This is a genomic window from Pseudoxanthomonas sp. 22568 (genome assembly GCF_052044485.1).
GTDB classification, from domain to species: Bacteria; Pseudomonadota; Gammaproteobacteria; order Xanthomonadales; family Xanthomonadaceae; genus Pseudoxanthomonas_A; species Pseudoxanthomonas_A beigongshangi.
In genome coordinates this window covers 73927-98904 of the sequence record NZ_JBQENC010000015.1, presented here as the reverse complement: position 1 = coordinate 98904, position 24978 = coordinate 73927, and the positions used below count along the sequence as shown (strand labels likewise).

At 67.1% G+C, this 24978-nt stretch carries 25 protein-coding genes; 12 read left to right on the top strand and 13 right to left on the bottom strand.

What is annotated here, in order from left to right:
* Positions 1-12: 12 nt before the first annotated feature.
* Positions 13-2151, top strand: a complete 2139-nt coding sequence (locus tag ACTJI2_RS17110; RefSeq protein WP_440842832.1) for a TonB-dependent receptor — start codon at positions 13-15, stop codon at positions 2149-2151.
* A 126-nt stretch (positions 2152-2277) separates the two neighbouring features.
* The gene (locus tag ACTJI2_RS17105) at positions 2278-4299 is read left to right on the top strand and encodes a prolyl oligopeptidase family serine peptidase (protein ID WP_440842831.1); all 2022 of its coding nucleotides are present in this window, start codon (positions 2278-2280) and stop codon (positions 4297-4299) included.
* A gap of 84 nt (positions 4300-4383) precedes the next feature.
* Here ACTJI2_RS17105 and ACTJI2_RS17100 read toward each other — a convergent pair whose 3' ends face one another.
* The 4 genes from ACTJI2_RS17100 to dmeF form a co-directional block, all read right to left on the bottom strand.
* Positions 4384-5295: a sensor domain-containing protein gene (locus ACTJI2_RS17100; RefSeq protein WP_203322178.1), complete on the bottom strand. Its 912-nt coding sequence runs from the start codon at positions 5293-5295 to the stop codon at positions 4384-4386.
* Positions 5292-5654, bottom strand: coding sequence for a PadR family transcriptional regulator (locus tag ACTJI2_RS17095; protein ID WP_183638373.1), 363 nt, complete (start codon positions 5652-5654; stop codon positions 5292-5294). The genes ACTJI2_RS17100 and ACTJI2_RS17095 overlap by 4 nt, the downstream gene beginning before the upstream one ends.
* A 145-nt stretch (positions 5655-5799) precedes the next feature.
* Entirely contained in the window at positions 5800-6117 is a 318-nt protein-coding gene (locus tag ACTJI2_RS17090) for a hypothetical protein (protein ID WP_318287555.1), read from the bottom strand.
* Positions 6118-6245: 128 nt separating this feature from the next.
* The gene (dmeF, locus tag ACTJI2_RS17085) at positions 6246-7265 is read right to left on the bottom strand and encodes a CDF family Co(II)/Ni(II) efflux transporter DmeF (protein ID WP_440842830.1); all 1020 of its coding nucleotides are present in this window, start codon (positions 7263-7265) and stop codon (positions 6246-6248) included.
* Between the two features lie 63 nt (positions 7266-7328).
* Between dmeF and ACTJI2_RS17080 the strand changes: the two genes are divergently transcribed.
* From ACTJI2_RS17080 to ACTJI2_RS17055, 6 genes are all read left to right on the top strand, one after another.
* Positions 7329-7601: a metal/formaldehyde-sensitive transcriptional repressor gene (locus ACTJI2_RS17080; protein WP_183638380.1), complete on the top strand. Its 273-nt coding sequence runs from the start codon at positions 7329-7331 to the stop codon at positions 7599-7601.
* Positions 7602-7667: 66 nt separating this feature from the next.
* Positions 7668-8582, top strand: coding sequence for a peptidylprolyl isomerase (locus ACTJI2_RS17075; protein ID WP_192199304.1), 915 nt, complete (start codon positions 7668-7670; stop codon positions 8580-8582).
* Between the two features lie 183 nt (positions 8583-8765).
* Positions 8766-9080 (top strand): metalloregulator ArsR/SmtB family transcription factor, encoded by a 315-nt coding sequence (locus ACTJI2_RS17070; protein ID WP_183638387.1) that lies wholly within the window; start codon positions 8766-8768, stop codon positions 9078-9080.
* A gap of 34 nt (positions 9081-9114) precedes the next feature.
* A complete protein-coding gene (locus ACTJI2_RS17065; RefSeq protein ID WP_440842829.1) occupies positions 9115-10524 on the top strand; it encodes a DUF2867 domain-containing protein in 1410 nt (469 codons plus the stop codon).
* Positions 10525-10712: 188 nt separating this feature from the next.
* Positions 10713-11396: an RHS repeat-associated core domain-containing protein gene (locus tag ACTJI2_RS17060; protein ID WP_440842828.1), complete on the top strand. Its 684-nt coding sequence runs from the start codon at positions 10713-10715 to the stop codon at positions 11394-11396.
* Entirely contained in the window at positions 11393-11926 is a 534-nt protein-coding gene (locus tag ACTJI2_RS17055; RefSeq protein ID WP_440842827.1) for a hypothetical protein, read from the top strand. The genes ACTJI2_RS17060 and ACTJI2_RS17055 overlap by 4 nt, the downstream gene beginning before the upstream one ends.
* An 18-nt stretch (positions 11927-11944) precedes the next feature.
* On the opposite strand, the gene ACTJI2_RS17050 is transcribed toward ACTJI2_RS17055, so the two are convergent.
* The 3 genes from ACTJI2_RS17050 to ACTJI2_RS17040 form a co-directional block, all read right to left on the bottom strand.
* Positions 11945-12742, bottom strand: a complete 798-nt coding sequence (locus tag ACTJI2_RS17050; RefSeq protein WP_440842826.1) for an SGNH/GDSL hydrolase family protein — start codon at positions 12740-12742, stop codon at positions 11945-11947.
* A gap of 68 nt (positions 12743-12810) precedes the next feature.
* Positions 12811-13053 (bottom strand): cyclase, encoded by a 243-nt coding sequence (locus tag ACTJI2_RS17045; RefSeq protein WP_192199301.1) that lies wholly within the window; start codon positions 13051-13053, stop codon positions 12811-12813.
* A complete protein-coding gene (locus tag ACTJI2_RS17040) occupies positions 13050-13910 on the bottom strand; it encodes a DMT family transporter (RefSeq protein WP_183641137.1) in 861 nt (286 codons plus the stop codon). The genes ACTJI2_RS17045 and ACTJI2_RS17040 overlap by 4 nt, the downstream gene beginning before the upstream one ends.
* Positions 13911-14068: 158 nt before the next feature.
* Between ACTJI2_RS17040 and ACTJI2_RS17035 the strand changes: the two genes are divergently transcribed.
* Entirely contained in the window at positions 14069-14995 is a 927-nt protein-coding gene (locus ACTJI2_RS17035) for a LysR substrate-binding domain-containing protein (RefSeq protein WP_183638404.1), read from the top strand.
* A 21-nt stretch (positions 14996-15016) separates the two neighbouring features.
* Here the strand turns inward: ACTJI2_RS17035 and ACTJI2_RS17030 are convergent, their stop codons facing one another.
* The 4 genes from ACTJI2_RS17030 to ACTJI2_RS17015 form a co-directional block, all read right to left on the bottom strand.
* Positions 15017-17428, bottom strand: a complete 2412-nt coding sequence (locus ACTJI2_RS17030) for a TonB-dependent receptor plug domain-containing protein (protein WP_440842825.1) — start codon at positions 17426-17428, stop codon at positions 15017-15019.
* A gap of 178 nt (positions 17429-17606) precedes the next feature.
* A complete protein-coding gene (locus tag ACTJI2_RS17025) occupies positions 17607-18491 on the bottom strand; it encodes a DUF2785 domain-containing protein (protein ID WP_440842824.1) in 885 nt (294 codons plus the stop codon).
* 43 nt (positions 18492-18534) lie between these two features.
* The gene (locus tag ACTJI2_RS17020) at positions 18535-19320 is read right to left on the bottom strand and encodes a DUF4349 domain-containing protein (RefSeq protein WP_255443140.1); all 786 of its coding nucleotides are present in this window, start codon (positions 19318-19320) and stop codon (positions 18535-18537) included.
* Positions 19321-19328: 8 nt separating this feature from the next.
* The gene (locus tag ACTJI2_RS17015) at positions 19329-19676 is read right to left on the bottom strand and encodes a GFA family protein (RefSeq protein WP_440842823.1); all 348 of its coding nucleotides are present in this window, start codon (positions 19674-19676) and stop codon (positions 19329-19331) included.
* 122 nt (positions 19677-19798) lie between these two features.
* Between ACTJI2_RS17015 and ACTJI2_RS17010 the strand changes: the two genes are divergently transcribed.
* The gene (locus ACTJI2_RS17010; protein WP_440842822.1) at positions 19799-21607 is read left to right on the top strand and encodes a DUF885 domain-containing protein; all 1809 of its coding nucleotides are present in this window, start codon (positions 19799-19801) and stop codon (positions 21605-21607) included.
* Between the two features lie 146 nt (positions 21608-21753).
* Here the strand turns inward: ACTJI2_RS17010 and rraA are convergent, their stop codons facing one another.
* Both rraA and ACTJI2_RS17000 read right to left on the bottom strand, forming a co-directional pair.
* The gene (gene rraA / locus ACTJI2_RS17005) at positions 21754-22230 is read right to left on the bottom strand and encodes a ribonuclease E activity regulator RraA (RefSeq protein WP_440842821.1); all 477 of its coding nucleotides are present in this window, start codon (positions 22228-22230) and stop codon (positions 21754-21756) included.
* 20 nt (positions 22231-22250) lie between these two features.
* A complete protein-coding gene (locus tag ACTJI2_RS17000; RefSeq protein ID WP_220094201.1) occupies positions 22251-23285 on the bottom strand; it encodes a lipid A deacylase LpxR family protein in 1035 nt (344 codons plus the stop codon).
* 144 nt (positions 23286-23429) lie between these two features.
* Here ACTJI2_RS17000 and ACTJI2_RS16995 point away from each other — a divergent pair, with 144 nt between their 5' ends.
* Positions 23430-23855, top strand: a complete 426-nt coding sequence (locus tag ACTJI2_RS16995) for a VOC family protein (RefSeq protein ID WP_183638418.1) — start codon at positions 23430-23432, stop codon at positions 23853-23855.
* Positions 23856-23872: 17 nt separating this feature from the next.
* The gene (locus tag ACTJI2_RS16990; RefSeq protein WP_440842820.1) at positions 23873-24691 is read left to right on the top strand and encodes a DUF72 domain-containing protein; all 819 of its coding nucleotides are present in this window, start codon (positions 23873-23875) and stop codon (positions 24689-24691) included.
* The last annotated feature ends 287 nt before the right edge of the window (positions 24692-24978 follow it).

The following is a 24978-nucleotide window of genomic DNA, read 5'->3' as shown; positions in this document are numbered from 1 at the left end:
CGGAGTCCATCCATGTCGTCCACGAAGCCACGTGTCACGTCGCGTCCCGTTTCTCCGATCCGCAACCATCTGGCCGCCGCGATCCTGCTGTCGCTGATCGGCGCGCCTGTCCATGCCCAGCAGGCCACCGCAACGCCCGATGGGCAGGCGTCGGCGCAAGCCTCCGATGCCGTCGATCTGGGCGCGGTCACGGTCACCGCGCGCAAGCGCGACGAGCGCCAGATCGACGTGCCGATTGCCATCACCGCGGTGACCGGCGAGCAGATCGATGCGATGGGCCTGCGCAACGTGGTGGACGTCATCAACATCACCCCCGGCGCTTCCTCCATCGACACCGGCGGCGCCTTCACCCAGGTGCAGATCCGCGGCGTTTCCAGTTCGCTGGGCGGCAACGACAATGGCTACTACGTCGACGAGACGCCGTTCACCGGCGTGACCGTGCCCTGGTATCCGGACACGCGATCCTTCGACATCGATCGGGTGGAAATCCTCAAGGGTCCGCAGGGCACGCTGTTCGGCGAGGGCTCGATGGGCGGCACAGTGCGCATCCTCACCCGCAAGCCGGAATTCAACCGTTTCGGCGCCGGGGTGGAACTGGATGGCTCGCGCGTGGGCGGCGGCGGCGATGGCCGCGGCGCCAAGGCCTACGTGAACATCCCGCTGGTGGACGACCGCCTGGCCCTGCGCCTGGCCATCACCGACGAGCGCACGCCCGGCTGGATCGACAACACCAACACCGGCGCGAAGAACGTCAACGACAACGACATCCGCACCTGGCGCGCCAAGGTCCGCTTCGCACCGACCGAACGCTGGAACATCGATCTCGCCTACTGGAAGTACCGCTCCGATTCGGAGGCCGCCAGCAACAGCGCTTACGACGACGGCACCAACAACTCGTTCCTGGCCAGCCACAACGAATGGGACTCCGCCAGCCTGACCAGCACCTACGACCTGGACGCCTCGCAGATCGTCTACACCTTCTCCGACGGCAACCTCAGCTATCCGCAGACCGGCGAGCTGTCGGCGGGCATTCCGCTGGACGCGGCGATCGACATCGGCGTGCGCACCCACGAATTGCGCTGGGCCTCGACCGGCGAGCACCGGCTGGACTGGACGGTCGGCTACTACCTGCGCAAGGCCGAACGCGCGGATGTGCTGGACATCCCCGGCATCGTGACCAGCAACTCGCGCCAGACCAACGACGCCCACGCGATCTTCGGCGAGGCCACGCTCAAGCTGCCCAATCCGGCCTGGGCGGTGACCGCCGGCCTGCGCTACTTCAAGGACAAGGTGGACGCCGCCGACGCGGCTTCCGATGGCAGCGTGTCCACGCTCAACGCCACCTTCGACAGCTGGAATCCGCGCTTGAGCCTGTCCTACAAGCCGTCGGACAGCACCACCTTCTATGCCTCGGCCGCGCGCGGATTCCGTTCCGGACAGTTGCAGCCGATCGGATCCATCAAGCTGGCCGAACAGTACGGTGTGGACCTGCCCTCGCAGATCTCCGCCGACTCGATCTGGACCTACGAACTGGGCGCCAAGTCGGTGCTGGCCGATGGCAAGTTGCTGCTGGAAGGCGCGGTCTTCTACAGCGACTGGGAGGGCGTCGCGGTGCGCGTGCCGATCACGCCGGAGATCAACGGCCTGACCAACTCCGACGGCACCCGCAACAAGGGTGTCGAACTGAGCGTGACCTACAATCCGGTCCGCGCGTTGACCCTGCAGTTCGGCGGCAGTTGGGTCGACGCGACTTACTCGGCCGACGTGCCCGGCACGCCGTTGCATCGCGGCACCGCGGTCTACAACGTACCCAGGACCAGCCTGAATGCCTCGGCCGCCTACAACTGGGACGTCGGCGCGAACCTGCGCGGCGTGGCCTCGGTCAACGTGCACCACGACTCCGCGCGCGAAACCGCGCTGACCGCCGGCACGCCGGGCGACGCCCTGACCCTGGCCGGCGCGCGCATCGGCCTGGAATCGCCCGCCGGCTGGGGCGTGTACCTGTATGGCAACAACCTGACCGACGAGGACGGCGCGATCAACGCGCGCGGCGCGAGCGAGTTCGATTCGGACGGAAATCTGATCCGACTCGGTGCATCCAATCGCCCGCAGCCACGCACCTTCGGCGTGTTGTTCCGCTACGACTACTGATGCGCCCCATTCCCCATCACACACTCGCTCACCGGAGATCCGATCCCATGACGATCACGCAACGAATGCTGCCCGCGCTCGCGCTGGGCCTCGCGCTTTGCCTGCCCGCGGCATCCCGCGCCGCCGATGCCGACGCGCTGCAATGGCTGGAAGATCCGCACGGGGCCCAGGCNNNNCGCGCTGCCCTCGCATGCCACCGTCAGCCGTGAACTCGGCTCGGCGCTGGCGCAAGCGCCGGCCGAACCGGACCAGTACCTGCTGGGCGAACGCGCGGTGCGCCTGTATCGCGACGCCGCGCATCCCTATGGCCTGCTGCAGACCGCCGCACGCGACGCGCAAGGCGTGGCCGGCGAGTGGAAGACCGTGCTGGACGTGGCCGAGTTGCGTAAGCGCGAAGGCATTCCGTTCGAACTGCAGGTCTACAGCTTCGGTTCCAGTTGCCTGGCGCCGGAGTACGCGCGCTGCCTGCTGCGGCTCTCGCCCGGTGGTGGCGACGAGGTGGAAATCCGCGAATTCGATCTCGCCACCGCGCGCTTCGTCGATGGCGGCTTCCGGGTCGGCAAGTCGCGCGCGTTCGCCGAGTGGATGAGCGCGGATCAAGTGCTGGTCGGCCATACCCTGGGCGATCAGCCGAAATCGCTGGCCGGCTGGCCGGCCGCGTTCGGCCTGTGGAAGCGCGGCCAGGCGCTGGCGGACGTGAAGTCGGCGTTCCAGGGCCAGCCGGGCGATGCGATCGTGCAGGCCACCACCGTCGGAACCGACCGCGTGCAGGCCGTACTGACCCGCGCGATCGACTATTCGACCTTCGAAGTCAGCCTGGTCGATGCCAGCGGCGCGTCCCGCACGTTGCCGCTGCCGCAGGCGATCAAGCCGTTCGGCGTGCTGGCGACCTCCGCGCGCCACATCGTGGTCCAACTGGCCATGGACGCGACCATCGAGGGCCAGCCGTATCGCGCCGAAACCGTGATCGCCTATGACACGGATCCCGCCACGCCGGAAGGCAAGCGCGTGTCGGCGGTATACGTGCCGGCGGCGGACGAGTTTGTCGATGCCGGCTTCGGCGGGCTGGCGGCCACGCGCGACGAAGTGTTCCTGATCATCAACCAGCACTTGCGCCAGCGCGTGGTCGCCGCGCGCGACGACGACGGCGATGGCCGCTGGTCCACCCGCAAGGTATTGGACGTGGCGGCCGGCGACACCGTGAGCCTGCGCGCGGACGAGCGTGACCGCCGCGAACTGGCAATCTCGGTCGCCGGTTTCGTCACTCCGCGCAGCCAGTACCTGCTGCGCGACGATGAGCCGCGGCGCCTGCTGGCCCAGGATCCGGTGCTGATGGACGGCGCCGGTTTCACCACCGAAATCGGTTCGGCCACGTCGCGCGACGGCACCTCGGTCGACTATTTCCTGCTGAAACCGCGCCATCCCAAGCCCGGCCCCCAGCCGCTGCTGATGACCGGCTACGGCGCCTTCGGCATCTCGGTGCGTCCGGGCTACTTCGACGCCATCGTCGGTGGTCCGGCCCTGAAACTGTGGCTGGAGCGCGGCGGTTCGCTGGCGATTCCGGCGATGCGCGGCGGCGGCGAACGCGGCGCGGCCTGGCACACCGCCGCGATCCGCGAGAAGCGGCAGAACTCGTACGACGATTTCATCGCCGTCACCGAGCACCTGATCCGCAGCGGCTTCACCGCGCCGGACCGGATCGGCATCTTCGGCATGTCCAACGGCGGCCTGCTCACCGCGACGCTGGGCACGCAGCGGCCGGACCTGTTCGCGGCGGTGGTCAGCGACGTGCCGCTGACCGATCTGGTGCGGATGCGCCACATGGGCATGGGCGCGGCATGGATGAACGAGTACGGCAATCCCGACGTGCCGGAGCAGCTCGCCGCGATGCTCAAGTATTCGCCGTACCAGAATGTCCGCGCGGGCACGCGCTATCCGCCGTTCCTGGTCACCATCTCGACCGAGGACAACCGGGTCGGTCCCGGCCATGCGCGCAAGCTCGCCCACCGGCTGGCCGATGCCGGCGCCACCACCTACTTCTACGAGGACGAGGAAGGCGGACATGGGGTCAGCGATGCCCTGCGCAATCCGGAGCTGATGGCGCTGCGGATGAGTTTCCTGATCGACCGGCTGATGCCCGCGAACTGACAGCGCGCGCCGCATTCGACCGAAAAAAAGGGGCCCGCGCGATGCGGGCCCCTTTTCTGCATTTGCGGCAGGAGCCGGGTGGGCTCACACCACCGGCGTGCGCACCAGCAACTGCTTGGCGAGCCAGCCGTGCACCTTGCCCACGCCGCGCGCCAGATGCAGGGTGGCGAACAGCAGCAGCACGCCGGACGCGCAGACGAAGGGCAGCAGCCAGGGCGCGTCGTAGGCTAGGCTCCAGTCGTCGAACCAGATGCCGGCGTGCGGCAGCAGTAGCGCCAGCGGCGCGGCGGCCAGGCCCAGCGACAGGCTCAGCAGGGTCACCGCCACGCTGAAGTACAGCACGCCCAGCGGTTGCATCAGCAGGAAGTACAGCATCGCCGTCCAGGTGCCGCCGTCGGTGAACATCTCCTTGATCCGGGTCAGCCAGGGCTTGTCGCGCTGGGTGTACAGCGGCCGGCGCGGCATGCGTTCGCCCAGCAGCGCTTCGACGATGCGGCCCTCCACCAGCGACAGCACCCGCACCGAGGCCAGGAACAGCATCAGCAGCGGGATGCCGATGATCAGGATCAGCAGGCCGACCGACAGGCTGGCACCGGTGACCACCCAGGTGAAGTAGAAGACGCCGGTCGCCAGCGACAGCAGCATGTAGAACAGCGCGCCATAGGTGCGCGGATCCGCCGCCACGCCGAAGAAGCGTCCAATCGCCGAGCGGCGCTTCGGCGGCGCCGGCGGCTTGAGCGCGCGGGTCACCGTCACTTCGGTCTCGCGATAGATGTCGGCGACCTCCTCGGGTGCGCCGTAGCTGCCGGCCACCGAGGCGATCACCTCGGCCTCGCTCTTGCCGGCTTGCTCGGCCAGTTCCGAACGCAGGTACTCCTCGGCGTCGTACAGGGCGTCCTGGATCAGCGCCGGATCCGCGCCGGCCAGCGCGGCCCGCAACTGCTCCAGGTATTCGGGGATGGAAGTGGGAAGACGCGGCGTGGTGGTGGTGTTCATGCGGTTATCCCCGACAGGACGGAATCGACGGAATCACGGGTGGCGCGCCAGGCGGCCGCCCAGGTCTGCAGGGTCTCCCGCCCTGCCTCGGTGATGCGGTAGTAGCGTCGCGGCGGACCGGCGATGGAAGGCTCGACGAAGCTGTCGAGCAGGCCGGCGCCCTCCAGGTTGCGTAGCACCGGATACAGCGCGCTCTGCTTGCCGCTGAGCACACCGTCGCCGACGCGTTCGAGCTGCTTGGCGATCAGGTAGCCGTACATCGGTTCGCCGGCCTGGGCCAGCACGGCCAGCAGGGCGAGCGACACCGTACCGGCGCTCAGCTCCTTCTGGAACTTCTTCAGGTAGGTATCGGCTTCCACCTTGGCGGTCTCCGGGGACTAGCGTGGAGACGATGCTATTGCGAAGTTGACTATAGCGAATGTGCTATTAGTCACTGGGCCGGATGACCGGCCTCACCACCCGGCCAGCAAGCATTCACGTGGCCGGAAGCGGTGATGACATCGTTCAAACGCGGCCGCGGCGCCGCCAGCTCCGGCCGCAGGCGCGGCAGACGCAGCGCAGTTCCCCGCCGCGTCCCGGGCGCTCCGGGCCCAGCAGCCCGCCACAGCGGCACAGCAGATCGGCGGTCCGCCGCGCCCGCCACAGGCGGGCGGTCGTCCACAGCCCCAGCGCCCCGGCTAGGACGAACAGCGCATAGGGCGTCCAGTCCCAGCCGGCCGGCGTGGCGGCCGACACGGGTTGCGCCCGCGCCTGCGATACCGCCAGCGAAGCCACGAACGCGGCGGCCAGCGCCGCCGCCGTCGGCGCGTAGGCCCGCGCCACACTCCAATCCCATCGATCCTGCATCGGCCATGTCCCCGTCGTCGCGTGGAGGCCGATTGTCCGCAGCGCGGTCGCGCCGGTTGAGACGCGCGATCAGGAATACCTGGCGCCGGCGTGCCCCGCCTCCCTCAACCCGGCGGATGCGCCTCATGCACCTCGACGGTGACGTGGACCAGTTCCTCGTGCACCTGCAACGCACGCCGGTAGTGATCCGGCGAATGCGGCCGCGCGGCGACCAGCGCCACCTCGCAGGCGTACTTGTCCCGGCCAACCCGCCAGACATGCAGGTCGGTGATTTCGGTATCGGGTTCGGCCGCGATCACCTCGCGGATCTCCTCCACCACCGGCGCATCCATCTCCGCGTCCAGCAGCACCCGCCCACTCGCGCGCAGCAGGCCCCAGGCCCAGCTCAGCACCAGCGCCGATCCGATCAGTCCCATCACCGAATCCATCCAGCGCGCGCCCCAGATCCAGCCCGCCGCCAGCGCGACGATCGCCAGCACCGAGGTGGCGGCATCGGCGACGACGTGCAGGTAGGCGGCGCGCAGATTCAGATCGTGATGGCCGGGATGCGCGTGGTGGCCATGGGAGTGCCCGTCATGCGCGTGCGCTGCGTGGTGATGTCCAGCGTGACCGTGGTGGTGATCCCCGTGATCGTGCGCATGAGCATGCCCGTGGTGGTGGTGCGCGTGTCCGTCCTTCAGCCACCAGGCGCAGAGCAGGTTCACGCCCAGGCCGACGACCGCGATGACGATGGCCTCGCGGTAATGGATCGCCACCGGATGGATCAGGCGTTCGACCGACTGGATCGCCATCAGGGCGGCCACGCCGAGCAGCAGGATCGCACTGGTGTAGCCCCCCAGCACTTCAACCTTCCAGGTGCCGAACGCGAAGCGGTGGTCCTGCGCATGGCGGCGCGCGAACCGGTAGGCGAACACCGACAGTCCCAGCGCCAGCGCGTGCGAACTCATGTGCCAGCCATCGGCCAGCAGCGCCATCGAGTTGAAGTACCAGCCGCCGGCGATCTCCACCACCATCATCGCCGCGGTCAACAGCACCGCGCGGCGGGTGTTGCGTTCGGCCAGCGGGTTGCCTTCATCGAAGACGTGTTCGTGGCGACGGGCGGCGGCGGCGGCTGACAGGGTCATGGTGGCGGAATGGGGACGAGGGAAGCACTCGCATTCTATACCCCCCGGGGGTATATTCGTTCCATGTCGCATATCAGCCGTGATCGCAGCCGCCTGCAGACCCGCGTCCGTCGCCTCAAGGGGCAGGTGGAAGCGCTCGACAAGGCCATCGCCGAAAGCACCGACTGCCTCGCGGTATTGACCCAGGCGGCCGCCGTGCGCGGCGCGGCGCAATCGCTGATGCTGGCCCTGCTCGACGATCACCTGCACGAGCACCTCGTCGCCGAAGACGACGCCGGCACCCGGCAGGCCGAAGCCGAGGCCCTGGCCGGCATGCTGCGCAGCTACTTCAAGTAGGCCGCGCGCGACGAAGCACCGACTGTGCGTAGAATCCGGCCATCCCATCACCGGAACGCATCGCCCATGTCCCTGCGCACCACCCTGCTGGCCTCCGCCGTGGCGCTGGCCGCCGCCCTGCCGCTGTCGGCCGCCGAACCGGCCAAGTACCGCAGCGCCCAGGAAATCCTCGACGCGTCGCCGGCCGGCGACTGGCGGACCCTGGATCCGGCCAACACGCTGTACATGGAGCTGGAAAGCGGCCGGGTGATCATCGAGCTGGCGCCGGCGTTCGCGCCCGAGCATGTCGGCAACATCCGCACGCTGGCGCACGAGGGCTTCTGGAACGGCCTCAACATCTACCGCTCGCAAGACAACTGGGTGGTGCAGTTCGGTGATCCGACCGAGGACGAAGCCAAGCGCAAGTCGATCGGCAGCGCCAAGGCCAAGCTGCCGGCGGAGTTCGAGCGCAAGGCCGAAGGGCTGCGCTTCGATCGCCTGCCCGACGCCGACGGCTGGGCGCCGCAGGTCGGTTTCGTCGACGGCTTCCAGGCCGGACGCGATCCGGCCACCGGCCAGGCCTGGATGGCGCATTGCTACGGCACCCTCGGCGCCGGCCGCGACACCGCGCCGGACAGCAGCAACGCCACCGAACTGTACGTGGTGATCGGCCAGTCGCCGCGCCAGTTGGACCGCAACATCACCGTGGTCGGCCGGGTGGTGAAGGGGATGGAACTGCTGAGCGTGATCAAGCGCGGCCCGGATCCGATGGGCATGTACGACAAGCCCGCCGACTACACGCCGATCAAGGCGATCCGTCTGGCCAGCGACGTGCCGGAAGCCGAGCGCACCGCGCTGCAGCTGCTGCGCACCGATTCGAAGACCTTCGCCGACGCCACCGAGGCGCGCCGCAACCGCCGCGATGCCTGGTACGTGCGGCCGGCCGGCCACATCGACCTGTGCAACGTGCCGCTGCCGGTGCGCGCACCGAAGCAGGGCTGACGTTTCTCCGGCGCCGGCTTGCGCCGACGGCCGACGGCCCCTCTCCCTCCCGGAGAGGGGCTTTGCATTTCAGGGAGGGAGCACCGCCGCGCCTGCATTCCGACCAACGGCCGGGAGCGGGCTTGACAATGCCGGTGGGCGCGCCCGATATTTAACCAATACGTTAATTGGTTAAATCATTACATGGCCGTCGACCGCATCTTCGAAGCGCTGGCGTCCCGCCCCCGCCGGGAAATCCTCGCCTACTTGTCCGCGCAGGAACTGACCGCCGGCGAGATTGCCGAGCGCTTCGAGATGAGCGCCCCGGCCATCTCGCGGCATCTGTCGGTGCTCGAGAACGCCGGGCTGGTCAGCAGCGAGCGGCGTGGTCAGTACGTGTTCTACCGGCTGGTGCCGGACAGCCTGGTCAACACCCTCACCGGATTCGCCTTCGAGATCTGCCCCACCGCCGGGCCGCTGAAACGCGAAGCGCGCCGGCGCACCGCCAAGGCCCGCTGAAGTTCCCCCGCCCAGCACGACAGGATTCCGCACGATGGCCAGCACCACCGAACCGGTTGCCACCTTTCCCCATGCGCGCATCCGCTCGCGCACGGGAGGACTTCCGGTGGAGGTGTTCCTGATCGCGCAGCTCGGTCACGGCGCCGGTGACCGCATGTATGCCGAAGCCACCGCGCGCCAGCGCGCCCATCCCCATTTCATCGACGAACTCGACGAACCCTCGACCAGGCTGGCCGGTACCGATTTCGACAAGGGCGACGCCACCGCGCTCTATACCTTCGCGGTGGGTCCGCAGGGCCATCCCTTCCACCGCCACGCCGGCCACCGGGTATTCACCGCGGTCACCGGCAGCGCGGGCGCGCTGCTGCGCTTCTCCACCGCCTCCGACGCGCAGATCGCCGCCGATCCGCACAGCTTCATCGACGCGCTGCACCACGTGCGGCTGCCGCCGGACAGCCTGTTCACCGTCCGCTTCGGCGATGGCGCCTGGCACCAGTTCGCCGCGCCGCACGCCGGTTCCACCCACCCGGTGTTCTTCGCGCTGTCCTGCCACACCGACGAACTGGGTGGTCCCTTGCCGCAGGCCGAACGCGATCGCGTGCTCAGCGGCGACGCCAACCTCGCTTCGCTGACAGAGCTGCTGCCGGATGCGGTGCTTGCGTTGCTGGAAGACATGCCGCCGGACGCCGCCGCCATCCCCACCGTCGCGCTGGCCTTCGACGCCGCGCCCGGCAGTTCCCGGCAACGCCTGTGCGCGCGGGTGCGTGGTGTGCTGGGCAACCTGCGCGGCGCGATATCCCGCTGGCGGCATGCGCGCGGCTACATCGCCGGACGCGGTCCGCGCGTGAGCGCGCTGGCGGAACCTCTCCCGCACTCGCTGCTGCGCGAGGAACTCGCGGGTGAATTCCACCATCAGGACACCTTCGTGCTGAGCGTGCGTGGAGAGGGATTCATGGGCCTGCGCGCGTCGCGGGTGCTGGCCGACGTGCTGGACGGTTTCCTGCAGCATCGGCCCGCGGGCGTCAGCGCGCTGATGACACTGCGCAACGTGCTGGTCAGGCCGCTGCGGCTGCGCACCTCGCCGCTGGGCTGCCCGGTGTCATCGCTGCTGTCGCCGCAGCGTGATCGGTTGTTCCTGGACCGCTTCCCGGTGCTGGCGCAGCAGGTGATACAGGGCGATCGCCTCGCCGAAGTGGTGCTGGGCGCGGACGATCGCCATCTGGTATTCCGCTCCTGCGTGGGTGTGCGGATCGTGTCCGACGATCGCATCGACATCAGCCTCGGCACCCGCGTCCGTTGCAGCAACCCGTTCGGCCACGTCTACCTGGCCCTGATTGACCGCGTGCACCGCACCTACGTGGCGCCTGCGATGCTGCGCGCGGCGGTGGAGAAGGCGGCCGAGCGCAGTGAAGTGCTGGTCGCCAGCGACGGTCTGTTTGCCTGACCTTTGGATGCTGCAATTCAACATCAAGTTTCCCCAATCGTCCGCTCTCATCAAAGGCCCGCTGCCGATCGGGGTAGTGCCAGCTTCACTCACATGGACATGCATGACCAAGCCAATCCCCAAGCCTACGCATTGACAAATGGTCGCCCTATGAAATAAAGACGATAGATCCCGAAGAAACCTCTGTCATGAAAATCTCAATAACAAAGAAATTGATGATTCTTTCCGCATTTGGAGCCATAACATCCAATGCAGATGCCAGATTCCTCTCTGTAGATCCTGTTCAGGCCAAAAACAACGGAACGAACTTCAACCGATACAACTACGCAAACAATAACCCGTATCGATTTGTCGACCCTGATGGACGATCGGCCATCGTCATCCATCACAAGGATGGGAGCTACACTATCCAGTTCCCCGCAAAATTTCGGGGAGATGCGGCGACCGTGGAAAACATATCCAAGGTGAAAGATATTGTTTCTGGAATGTCCGGTGAATATGCAGTAAATGGAAAGAATGCATCGGTCAGGGTCGAGATCACTGGAATCACAAAATCGACCCCAAGAAAGGCCAGAAATGATGTTCTTCTCACAGCGGGGCCGGCCCCGTCCACTGCGAGCGGAAGAAGCAATGCCGAAGTTGGAGGAAAGAAGATTGAAATCGATGTCACCGATAGATTTCGAGATAAAGGTGTTCCAGTCCATGAATTTGGCCACAATGCCGGCCTGGAAGATCTCTACGATCCGATCACTGGAAAGCCCAACCCGACGCATGGCAACAACATAATGAACAAGGTCCCGGGTGAAGTTGATTCTTCCAGCATTGAGCAGATCATTAACTCCGGCAAGAACACTCACAGGAAAGAGAAATGACGAGGACCCTGGCGCTTCTTCTCATATCTGCCCTACCCCTCCCCTCCCAAGCCACGTCCACTCGTGAAGATGTTGCATGGAAGTATCCGTGCGACCTTTATTTTTTCAACAGTTGCTCCCGCCTTCCAACTGGAATATCCGCACATTATTTTGTGCCTTCCGACTTTGGAATCCACGTCTTGCGGAAGGGCGAAAATGGGGATGAAGTATTGAGAGTGTATGCGGGCGATCACCCGAATTCCTCAAGCAGGCCAAAAATCGCTTCTTTTTCGGAAGGAGCGCAGAGCGTCGACGTTCACGCCGACATGGTCAAAGACGAACTGAATATTGACGTCTATATCAGATCTTCAAAAGGCCAGGGTTCCACACATATCCTAGGAACGATTACGCAGGACACATCCTCACAGTTCCGCGAGTTCATCGCAGCACTTCGCACCTGCACTTCACGGAAAAACAACCTTAATTGCCCTCAGAGCCCACAGTTGGGGGCAAAAATCCTGAGTGCGATTGATCAATTGAAAAGACAATAGATAGCCCGGACGAATTCCCTATCTCGCCAGCGCCTCGTCGATGGCCCGCTGCGCCAGCGGAGCCATCAGCGCATAGCCCGCGGGAGTCGGATGCACGCCGTCCGCCGCCAGGCGGGCTTCCAGTCCGCCTTCGGCATTGCTCATCGCGCCGTGATAGTCGAGGTAGACCGCGCCGGTGTCGCGCGCGTAACCAAGCATCCAGGCGTTCAATTCCCGGACCTTGCCGGCCGGATGCAGGCCAGGTCGCCACGGATAGTCGCTGACCGGCAGCACCGAGGCCAGTACGACGCGAATGCCATTGGCCCGCGCGAGTTCGGTCATCGAACGCAGGTTGTCCTCGATCATGTCCAGCGTGGCCGGGCCGGTGTTGCCCGCGATGTCGTTGGTGCCGGCGAGGATGACGACGGCGGCCGGCTTCAGGGCGATCACATCCTGGCGGAACCGCACCAGCATCTGCGCGGTGGTCTGCCCGGAGATGCCGCGATTGACGTAGGGCTTGCCGGGAAAGAACGCGGTGCCGTCCACGCGTCCCCAGCCATCGGTGATCGAGTCGCCGTAGAACACCACCCGCTGTTCGCCGGGTGCCGGTGGCGGCAGCGCCGCGTTGTCCTCGCGGTAGCGCGCCAGCTGCGGCCAGTCGATCAGGCGCTGCTGGAACGAGGCGATCTGTTCCGAATTCAAGGATGCCGTTGGCGCCACGAACAACGGATCAACCGCCTGTGAGGTTGCGTCCTGCGCGTCCTGCGCGCTCACCGGCACCTGTGCCAGCGAAGCGAGCGCGAGCACCGTCCATCCCCCTGCCAGCCAACGTTTCATCGCATGTCCCGGAAACCGAATCCGCCCGCAGTGTACGTCGGCGCGAGCGAAACGGTCAGGCCAGGGGTTCAGGCGTCGCCTTCGGTCCGTTTGTGCGCTTCCCGGATGATGCGCTTGTTGCGGATGCGCACCGCGCCGACCATCAGCAGGCGCAGGTCGCGCACGATGTAGTCGGCCAGCGCGGCGTCTTCGATGTCGTCGCCGTGCAAATCCAGGCGGAAGTCCTGCCCTTGCAGGCCACCGCCATTGCTGAAGTCGATCTCGAAATCGAACACCACCCGCTTCTGCGCGGCCGTCGCGATGTCGTTCATGGCTTCGGCGCCCGCTGGCTGAAGGCGACGCTGCCCAGGATCAGCAGGCCGGCGGCCAGCATCGCCGGGGTCACCGGCTCGCCCAGGAACAGCCAGGCGAAGGCCGCGCCGAACAGCGGCACCAGGTAGGTCACGGTCGCCGCGCGGGCGGCGCCGATGCGCTGGATCAGGCGGTAGTACAGCAGGAAGGCATAGCCGGTGCAGAGCACGCCGATCGCGATCGCGCTGCCCCAGGCCAGCGGCGAGATGGCGTTCGTCGGCCAGTGGGTGGCGGCGAACGGCGCCAGCAGCAGCGCCGAGCAACCCAGTGTGGCCGCGGCCGCGGCCGCTGGCGGAATGCCGCCCAGGTGGCGACGAACCAGGTTGACGCCCACGCCGTACAGCAGCGCCGCGGTCGAGCCTGCAACCACCGCCATGCCGACGCTGATGCCGCCGGCCTTGCTGGTCGCCAGCAACACCACGCCACCGAAGCCCACCAGCAGCGCGATGGCACGGCGGGTACCGATCTTTTCGCCGAAGAACAGGAAGCCGATCAGCGCGGCGAACAGCACCGTCATCGCGTTGCAGATCGCACCGATGGCGGCCGGCGAACGCTGCGCGGCCCAGGCGAACAGCAGGAACGGGATGGCCGAGTTGATCAGCCCGATGATCGCCAGCTTCGGCCACATCGCGCGGGTGAACACCGCGCGGTCGCGCCACAGGAACGGCAGCAGCACCAGCGCGCCCAGGGTCAGCCGGATATCCACCAGCGCGAACGCGCCGAAGGGCTCGGCCGCGATGCGCATGAACAGGAACGAGCTGCCCCAGATGGCGCCCAGGACCAGCAATTCGATCGGGGTTCGCCAGTCACGTGTCATCCCGCCTCCCAGCGAACCCGCCTTGCTCGCATCCGCCACCGCGCCGTTGCCCGCCATCGCCGTTCACCTGTTTTGTGTCTCGGCCATTCTGGCGCGCGCCACAAGGCCCGCAAGCGCATATTATGCGGGCAAGCCACAAATCTGGTTGATGTCTCCTCATGAATCTGCGCCCCGCCCTGCTGCCCGCCCTGGGCGTGTTCGCCGCCGCCGCCCGGCACCAGAATTTCGCCCATGCCGCGGAGGAACTGCACCTGACCGCCAGCGCGGTCAGCCACCACATCCGCAAACTGGAATCATTGCTGGGCGTGGCCCTGTTCCAGCGCCACGCGCGCGGGGTCAAGCTGACCCAGGAGGGCCGGCAACTGGCGGACGCGGCCACCGCCGCGCTGACCGACATCGAGGGAGTCGCGGCCAACCTGCGCCATGCGGACGGTGTTTCGGTGCTGCGGGTGACCACCCTGCACTCGCTGGCCTATTGCTGGCTGGTGCCGCGGCTGCCGCGCTTCACCGCGCTGCATCCGCATATCCGCCTGCAACTGGACACCGGCACCGCGCTCACCCGCTTCGACGAGGGCGGCCCCGACCTGGGCATCCGCCACGGTCCGGGCCAGTGGCAGGGTCTGACCGCGCAGCACCTGATGGACGACGAACTGTTCCCGGTCGCCTCGCCGGGCCTGCCGGGTGTCGAGGCGGTGAGGACGCCGCGCGACATCGCCCGCCTGCCGCTGGTCACCGATCTGGCCCTGCAGGGTTGGCGCGACTGGTTCCGCGCGGCCGGCGTGCGCGGCCTGCGACTGCCGGAGATGCACAGTTTCAGCGACAGCACCGACGTGATGCGCGCCAGCGTCTACGGCGTGGGCGCGGCGCTGGCGCGCAGGGTCATCGCGCAGCCTTACCTGCAACGCTACGAACTCATCCGCCTGCCCGGCCCGTCGTTGAAGGCGCGCTTCGCCTATTACGTGGTGCATCCCTCGCACAAGGCGCCGCGTCCGGCCGCGCTGGCCTTCATCGACTGGCTGAAGGCCGAGGCCGAGGACGAGCGCACGCCGTTGCCGCCGATTCCGGCGGATCTGCTGGGCCGCTGAAATCCACCCGCCCGCTACGGCTCAGAAGCGATACCAGAAGCGCGCGAAATAGGACGCGCCATTCAGGCCGAACTGCACGCTCTCGTAGATGTGGCCGTTGTCGGTCTCGTTGGGGTCCTGCCGGGTTGGAAACACGTCGAACACGTTAGCGCCGCCGAGGGTCAACTTGGCGTTGTCGGTGAAGCTGTAGGTGATGCTCAGGTCCGCCGAGGTCTTGGCCTTGTAATGCTGGTCCGGCACCGGCGGGCCGGAGAACGTGCCCAGCGTCTGCGAGCCGAAATGGATGATCTTCATGCCGAAGTCCCAGCGCTCCAGCGCGTAGTCGAATCCCAGCACCGCCTTGTTGCGCGGCGCGCCGTTTTCCACGAACAGGCGATCGCGCGGCGACAGCAACACCTCCTCCCGACCGGCGAGCGCCGGCGGCGTATGCACCTGGGTCACCTCGGTCTTGCTGTAGTTGGCGGCCAGGTAGGTGCTGAGCTTGCCCGCGCCCGCCTGCGCCTCCCACGACAGGGTCAGATCCACGCCGGTGGTGCGGGTGTCCACCGAATTGAAGAAGAAACGCGCCAGGCCCACGTCCAGCGCCTCCAGCGCCGCGCCGATGACCGGATCGCTGGTGTCGAACTCGCCGCTCAGCACCACCCGATCGTCGATCTCGATGCGGTAGGCATCCAGGGTCATCGATACCGCCGCGGTCGGCGACCAGGTGAAGCCCAGGGTGCCGCCGCGCGAGGTTTCCTCCTTCAGCGCGGGAATCCCGGCCAGGTTGGCGAGCGCACCGCCATTGGGCGCGATCACCACATCCACCGGTTCGCCGCTGATGAAATCGGTGATGGTGGAGGAGAAATATTTCTGTTGCAGCGAGGGCGCGCGGAAACCGGTGCTCACCGAGCCGCGCAACAGAAACGCGTCGCTCACCCGGAAAGCCATCGCCAGCTTGCCGTTGAGGGTGTTGCCGAAATCGCTGTAGTCCTCGTAGCGCGCCGCCAGGCCAAGCATGAAGCGCTCGGTGAAGTCGATTTCCACATCGGCGTACGCGGCCCAGCTGTCGCGATGCTTGTCGGTCACGTCGCCCGGCTGGAATCCCGGAAAACCCTGGCTGCCCGGATTGCCGCCCTCGCCCGCGCCGTCCACGTCGAGATAGGAACCCGGTTCGCCCGCGCGGATGCGGTAGTCCTCGCGCCGGTGCTCGGCGCCGAAGGCCAGGTTGAGGCCGTGCAGCACGTTGTCGAAGTAGCGCGACACGTCCGCGTTGATGGTCTTCTGCTTGAACGAGAAACCGCCGGCGTCGAAGCGGCTGGGGCTGATGCCGGCGCCGCCATTGAGAAGATCCTGGTTGGCGATGGACGCGTTGAGGGTATGGTCGATGGTGTAGCGCAGTTCGTTGTAACCGTAGGTGTGCGAGACATCCCAATGCCACTGGCCGATGTCGCCGCGCAGGCCGGCGATGCTGTAGCGATCCTGCAGATCGCCGTTGATGAAGGGCACGAAGCCATCCGGATACATCGCCGCCGAATTGCGCGAGGGAATGTCCTCCGAGCCGATGCCCTCGCGCGCGAACGCCGCCGATGACGCATCGCGATCCTGCATGCCGGCGGTGAAGTAGAACTCGGCGGATTCGGTCAGCGGAAGATCGCCGTTGAGGTAGAGGGTTTTGTTCTTGACCTGGCTGTCGCCGATGATGCGCAGCGGATTCTCGGCGGTGGCGCGGTTGGAGCGATCCCGGTCCTGCCATTCGCCGGTCACCGCGAAGTGGCCGCCGTTGGACAGGGCCAGGCCGCAGTAGGCCGAAGCGATCCAGTTCTCGCCGTCGCCACGCGAGTACTGGCCCCAGCCGGCGATCGCCTCGCAACCGGCACGACGCTTCAGGGCGATGTTCATCACCCCGGCGATCGCGTCGGAACCATACTGCGCGGCCGCGCCGTCGCGCAGCACCTCGACCCGGTCGATGGCCAGCATCGGCAAAGAGTTCAGGTCGGTGCCGGTGTTGCCGCGATCGCGCGCACCGTAGATGTTCACCAGCGACACCGTGTGCCGGCGCTTGCCGTTGACCAGCACAAGGGTCTGATCCGAACCCAGCCCGCGCAATGCGGCGCCGTCGATCAGGTCGGCGCCGTCGGCGCCGGTCTGGCGCGTGGAAATCAGCGAGGGTGCGGTGTATTGCAGGGTCTGGGCGAGGTCGAACTGGGCGCCCTGCTCGGCCGCCTGCGCCATCGGGATCACGTCCACCGGCACCGGCGACTGCGTATCCGAACTGCGCACCACCCGGCGCGAGCCGAGCACGGTGACCTGATCCAGGGTGGTCGCTTCCGTCTGTCCGGCGTCCGGCGGCGCCTGCTGCTGCGTGGTGGCGTCCTGTGCGGCGACGCCCTGCGTGGCCGCCATCAACACCAGGGAACAACGCACGAAGAAGGACAGACGGTTCCGTTGCATAGGCGATCCCCGGTTGGCGTATGGAAGCGCGTTGCGCGCCTGCCCGAATCTACGCCCGGGTCCGCATGAGCGACCAGAGACAAAACCGTTTACACGCGAGAACGTAACCCGCGCTACCGCACCGGCGCGGCGTGCCTCACAACCTGATCGCGACCGGCTTGGCGAACTCACGTCGCCTTCACGGCACCGCCTTGATCCCCGCCACCACTGCCGGCTTGAGCGCCTGCACCTTCGCATCGGCGGACTGATCCGCTTCCAGGTAAAGACTGCCGAGGAAGGCGATCAGATCATGCCGGCGCGCCAGCCAGGCGACGTCGCGGTAGGCCTGTTCCTGATTGCCCAGGCGCTGCGGCAGGCCGGTGAACCAGGCCTGCCATTCCGCCTCGCCCAGCAATCCGCGACGGGCGATGAAGATCACCGGCCGGGCCAGCCGGCCGGGTTCGCCGAACACGTAGGCATGCGGTTGCTCGGGCACGATCTGCAAGGTGAGCGCCGCCAGGATCTGTTCGACCTGGTCGCGATTGACCTGTTCGTTGGACGCCAGTTGCAGCAGCCAGTCGGCGCCATGCGCCACGCCGTGACGCCAGCCTTCCTTCGCGTCGTAACCGCGATAGTCGTTCACCGAAGCCAGATAGCGGGTCGCGCGCTTGACCATGTCGGCGCGCTCGTCCGCGCTCAACCAGGGTTGCAGGCGGTCCGTGCGCGCGACCTCGGACAGCATCAGCGCCGCAAACGGATGGGTGAAGCCTTCGGGATCCTTCCCGTCCAGTTGCGCGTACAGCCGCTCCAGCAATTGCCGGCGCACCGGTTCGGCCAACTGGTCGCCGCGCAGCCACGCCGTGATCGCCTCGTAGGCGATACCGTCACGCACCTCGGGATCCGGATCGGACAGGCAGTCGACCAGTCCCAGCGCCAGCGCATCGCGCGCGGCCGCATCCTCCATCGCGAACTTCTGTTCTTTCAGCAGCCGAAGCGACGCCGCGTCCGTGCCTTCCGGCGGGCAGCCGGCCCAGGCCGGCGTGGACACGAGGAATGCTGCCGTCAACGCGATGCGATGCCACATGTCCGGTTCTCCGTGAAAGATGAAAGGCGAAGCGATGCTCCGATCAGGCTTTCCTGCGCCGCCAGCGCCGCACCAGGCTGATCAGCACCCACAGCACCAGCCCGACCGGGATCAGGAACGCCACCGCCCGGATCGTCCACGCGGTGCCAGTGGACAGGGTGGCGGTGAAATCGCGCAGCGCCTGGCGGATCTCGCCGCGCCCGCTCTGCCCGCCGGGCGGGACGAATCCGAGGGTCACGCGCTGGGTGTCGATGCGATGGCGATGCTGCGCGCCTTCCTGCTGCGCCGCCTGCAACTGCGCCTCGACCTGGGCCAACTGCTGCGACAACGCGATCATGTCGGCCACCGCCAGATCGCGGCGCTGCTGGAATTCGAGCAGGCGCTCGCGCTCGCGGCCAAGCCGGTCCTGCAGCAGGTGGTTGTCGCCGACCGCCCGCGCCAGATCCTCCGCCCGGGTATTGCGGCTGCCGATGTCTGCGCCCTTCGCCGCCTGCGCGATGAAAGGCTCCACGCCCTCCGGAACGATGCGCACGGTCAGGCTGGCGCGCGGATGGTCGCCTCCCTGCTGGCTGACCTCCAGCACGCTGCACTGGCCGAACTTGCCGCTGCCGCAGGCCTGCTGGCTGGCCTTGAGGCGGTCGGGAATCGCCTTCTCCTCCAGCAGGATTTCCACGTCGTGTTCGTACGCCAGCATCGCGCCGTCGGAATTGCGCACGGCGGATGCCGGCGCGGCGGCGGCGCCACTTTCGTGGCGCGCGCATCCGGCTGCAAGCAGCAGCGCCAGCATTGCTCCCGCGCCCACGCGCAGGACAGGTTTGCCGGTGATCATGGGCGTCCTCAGAAGCTCGCGCCGTCGATCGGCACCACTTTCAGCGTCGCCAGCTCCACATCGGGCAGGCAGCGCACGTTGATGGCGATCATCGGCCCGCTCTTCGGGTTGTCACCCTCGCCGTAGACGGCGATGCCGCAGTTCGGGCAGAAGCGGTGCTGGATGGCGTGCTTGTTGAAGGTGTAGGTGCCCACCTCGCCTTCCCCGCGGGTCAGCTGGAACCCGGACCGCGGTCCGAACCACAGCAGCCCGCCGCGGCGGCGGCACATCGAACAATTGCAGTCGTAGACCTCGGCGATGTCGCCTTCCACCTCGAACGCGATGCGGCCGCAATGGCAACTTCCCTGGTGTTTCATCTTTCGTTTGCTCCTGCTGGTGGGCATCGGAGCCACAAGGGTAATCGAATGGCAGATGCGGCGGGGCGGCCCAGCGGCTAAGGTGTCGGCCCCGTCCTTTGTGCACTGCCGCGAGAATGTCGATGCGCCACAGCCTGCTTGCCCTTGCCCTCCTGACCAGCCTGGCCGCCTGCCAGAAGACCGATGCACCCGCCCCCGGCGATGCCCCCGCGGCCACGGCCGCCGCGGCTGACGCGCAGGCCGACGCGCGTTTCGCCGACCTGTCCAAGCGCGCGCTCGAAGGCTGGCTGCAACTGTCGCCGGTCAGCGCCACCCAGATTGGCGAACACCGCTACGACAGCGAGATCGACGACCTGAGCGCCGAAGGCCGGAAGAAGAGCCTGGAGTTCAGCCGCAAGATGCTGGCCGAACTGGGCGCGATGGATGTTTCGAAGCTGTCCCGCGAGAACCAGGTGGACGCGGCGATCCTGCGCAACCAGCTGGAATACGACGCCTGGGGCAACGAGACCCTGCAGTCCTGGGCCTGGGATCCGCAGGTCTACAGCGGCCTGGCCGGTGGCGCCCTGTACAACCTGATGGCGCGCGAGTTCGCGCCGCTGCCGGATCGCCTGAAGTCGGCGATCGACCGCATGGAGAAAATCCCGACCCTGCTGGCGCAGGCCCGCGCCAACCTGGATCCGGCGCGGGTGCCGAAGATCCACGCCGAGACGGTCGCCAAGCAGAACGCCGGCATCCTCAGCATCGTCGACAGCTTCATCACCCCGCACGCGAAGGAACTGCCGGAAGCCGAGCAGCAGCGACTGGCCGCGGCCACCGGGACCCTGAAGAAGGCGGTGGAGGAACACCAGCAATGGCTGGACAAGACCCTGGTGCCCAACGCCAAGGGCGATTTCCGGGTCGGCGAGAAGATTTACGATCAGAAGCTCAAGTTCGCCCTGCTCTCCTCGCTGTCGCGCGCGGAGATCAAGCAGCGCGCCGAGGGTGAGCTCAAGCGTGTGCGTGGCGAGATGTACGCGATCGCGCAGCAGGTGCTGAAGGACAAGCGGGGTGCGCCCGCGCTGCCGGCCTCGCCCAGCGACGAGCAGCAGCAGAAGGCCATCGAGGCGGCGCTGGAACTGGCCTATGCCGAGCGCCCGGCGCGCGACAAGGTCGTGCCCGATGCCGAGGCCGCGCTGAAGTCGGCCACCGACTTCGTCCGCGCCAAGGATCTGGTGACCCTGCCGGACGCGCCGGTCGATATCATCCCGATGCCGGAATTCCAGCGCGGCGTGGCGGTGGCGTACTGCGATTCGCCCGGTCCGCTGGACAAGAACCTCAAGACCTTCTACGCGATCTCGCCGATTCCGGAAGACTGGAGCCAGGCGCAGGTCGACTCGTTCCTGCGCGAATACAACAGCCGGATGATCCACCTGCTGAGCATCCACGAAGGCACGCCGGGGCATTATCTGGAAGGCTGGCATTCGGCCAAGTTCCCCTCGACCCTGCGAGCGGTGCTGCGTTCGGGCCTGTTCGCCGAAGGCTGGGCGGTCTACACCGAGCGGATGATGGCCGACGCCGGTTACCTGGACAACGATCCGCTGTTCCGGCTGGTGCAGCTGAAGTTCTACCTGCGCACCATCGGCAACGCCATCCTCGATCAGGGTGTGCACGTGGACGGCTGGAGCCGCGACCAGGCGATGGACCTGATGGTCCGGCAGACTTTCCAGCAGGAACGCGAGGCCGCCGGCAAGTGGACCCGTGCGCAGCTCAGCTCGGCGCAGCTGCCGACCTATTTCGTCGGCGCGCAGGAGCATTTCGATCTGCGCAAGGCGATGGAAGCCAAGCTCGGCGACAAGTTCAACGCCAAGGCCTACCACGACCAGGTGCTGTCCTACGGCGCACCGCCGGTGCGTTTCGTGCGCGAACTGATGCTGGACGAACCGATCCAGTGATCGATGGCGGGCGGGAGGGGTTTTCCTTCCGCCCCTTTCTCTCGGGAAACCGATGATCGTCCCTGTGGGAGCGACGTAAGTCGCGAACCCTTCATTTCAAAGAATCGCGACTTACGTCGCTCCCACAGGGGGGCGCCTGCACGCGCTCATACCAACTTCCGCGCGCTGACAATCACGCCATTGGCATCCGCGTACAGCCAATGGCCGGGATGGAAATCGACGCCGGCAAAGCGCACCGGCACATCCACTTCGCCCAGGCCGCGCTTCTCGGTCTTCATCGGGTGCGCGGCCAGCGCCTGCACGCCCAGATCCAGTTGCGCCAGCACCTCGACATCACGCACCGCGCCGTGGATCAGGAATCCGGCCCAGCCATTGCGCGCCGCGGTCGCCGCGATCTGATCGCCCAGCAGCGCGCGGCGCAGCGAGCCGCCGCCATCCACCACCATCACCCGTCCCTGCCCCGGCGTGCCGGCCAGTTCGCGCACCCGCGAATTGTCCTCGTGGCAGCGCATCGTGGCGATGGCGCCATGGAAAGCCACCCGGCCGCCGTACCCACGGAACAGCGGCTCGGCGACCTGTACGTCGGGGTGGGTGTCGCAGAGATCCGGCGTGGTCCAGTCCATCCCTGTCTCCGTGGCGCCGCTCAGAAGGTGCGGCTGATGGTGAAACTGCCGAACACCGGCCGTTCCTTCTGGCCGTCGAATTCTCGGGTACTGTGGTAGCGGGCCAACGCGAATTTCCAGCGACCGTACATGAAGGCCAGGCCATAGCCGTACTCGCCGACGAAGGCCCGCTTGTCCACGCTGTGGCTGTCCTTGAAGGTGTTGCCGTCCAGGGTGATGTCGCGCAGCACCCAGCGCGCGTCGGTGGTCAGGAACATGTGGAAGCCCAGCACGTCCGGTGGAATCCGGCTGCCGGTCGGCGCGGTGTTCTCGCCCGCCGGCCGCAGCGGCGTGCTGCCGAAATCGTTGGGCAGGTAACGGCCGAAACGCACTTCGCCACCGACATTGGCATAGGTGGTCAGCGTGCCGAGCGTGCCGCCGTAGTGGCCGACCGCGTCCCAGCTCCAGATGCCTTCCTGTTCCGGGGCGAACCGGCGCATGCGCTCGTGCACGATGCGGAACACCGGCTCGTCCCGCAGCTGGTTGTCCCAGCCCTCGAACTTGTCGCCACCGGTGATCTTGTGGACCTCGTTCTGCACCTGCTTGCCCAGCGCGGACGGGCCGACGATGCCGAACTGCAACTGGGTGGTGCGCAGGTGGTCGCCATTGCGGGCGTTGTAGCCCAGGCTCGCCAGCAACACGCCGGCATACGGTCGGTCATCGGGAATCACGTCGCGACGGGTCGGATCGGTCGGAGTGAAGATGCCGTGCGCGAAGCTGACCACCATGTTCTGCTGCTCGAAGCCTTCCGGCGTCAGCGCGTCCAGATGGCGGTTGATCCAGCGGGCCAACCGCGGCAGGCAGGGATCGTCGGTGTAATCCTTGAGGTTGGGCGAGACCAGCGTGAGCATCACGCCGTTGCTGTAGCCCTGGTCCTGGTGGCCGAACAGATCGTTGTCGACCCGGAAGTTGACCGTGGGCGGAAGATCGGTGGATTCGTTGCAATAGTCGCGGGCGGCGGCGGAGAAGCTGCACAGTGCCATCGCAGCCAGCAGGAGGGTTCCTGTCGAGCGCATGGAGGAGTTCCGGTACGGGAGGGAGACCGGGCGATGGGTGGGGGCGTCCGGGACGGCGACACGATAACGCAAACTGAATGCTTTCACAGGGGTCCCGGCGGCACGGACTATCCTGCCGGTCGCCCCTTGTCCCCGGAGCACCGCATGAGCCTGGCAGCCTCCACCACCTCGACCATCATCCCCTGCCTGCGCTATCGCGACGCCCGCGCCGCCATCGACTGGCTGTGCGAGGCGTTCGGGTTCGAGCGCCAGGCGGTCTACGCCGACGGCGACACCGTCCACCACGCCCAGCTCACCTTTGGCAACGGCATGATCATGCTCGGCTCCGCCTCCGGCGGCGGCGAATGGGGGCGGCATATCGTCCAGCCCGGTGACGCCGGCGGGCGCGAGACCCAGAGCCCCTGCGTGATCGTCGCCAACGCCGACGCCCACTACGCCCGGGCCAAGGCCGCCGGCGCCGAGATCGTCATCGAACTGGCGGATCAGGACTACGGCGGGCGCGGCTATGCGTGCAAGGATCCGGAGGGTCATCTGTGGTGGTTCGGCAGCTATGATCCCTGGAAGACCTGACCGGACCGGCTGCCCGCATGACTGATCTGTTCTCCGGCGCCCACGGCGCCCCCCAGGCCATCCGGGTCGGCATCGGTGGCTGGGTGTTCGCGCCCTGGCGCAACAATTTCTATCCCGCCGGCCTGGTCCAGCGGCGCGAACTGGAGTACGCCAGCCGCCACGTCACCGCCATCGAGATCAACGGCACCTACTACGGCGCGCAGCAGCCGGCGACCTACGCCAAGTGGCGCGACGAGACCCCCGACGGCTTCCTGTTCTCGGCCAAGGCGCCCAAGCGGATCGTGCAATCGCGGGTGCTGGCGAAGACCCGGGTGCAGGTGGAGGATTTCATCGGCGGCATCGCCGAACTCAAGGACAAGCTCGGCCCGCTGGTGTGGCAGTTCGAGGCCGGGCGCAAGCTCGAGGCCGACGACTTCGCCGCGTTCCTGGACCTGCTGCCGCGCGAGGCCGCCGGCCGGCGCCTGCGCCATGTGCTGGACGTGCGCGATCCGGCCTTCATCACCCCGGACTTCCTCGCCCTCGCCCGTCGCCATGGCATGGCGACGGTGTTCACCGATTCGCCGGACTATCCGCGCTTCGCCGACCTCACCGCAGACTTCGTCTACGCGCGGCTGATGGGCACCCAAAGCGACATCGCCAGCGGCTATCCGGACGCGGAACTGGATGCCTGGGCCAGGCGCGCCCGGCAATGGGCCGAAGGCGGCGATCCCGCCGACCTGCCGCACGTCGAAGCGCCCCGCTCCGGCGATGCGCCGCGCGACGTGTTCGTCTACTTCATCAGCGCCGCCAAGGAACGCAACCCCGCCGCCGCGATGGCGCTGATCGAGCGGCTGTAGCGCCGTCTTGCAACGCCTGTAGGAGCGACGTGAGTCGCGACCGGATACCNCGCTCCTGCAAGGACCGTCAACCGTGCCGCATCGACAGCCACGCCACCAGCACGCCGACACAATTGCAGCGCGCCGCCCGCATCGCCTGTAGGAGCGACGTGAGTCGCGACCGGATACCTGGCCGGGTCGCGACTCACATCGTTGCTGCAAGGACCGTCAACCGCGTCGCATCGACAGCCACGCCACCAGCACGCCGACACAGTTGCAACGCATCGCCTGCATCGCCTGTAGGAGCG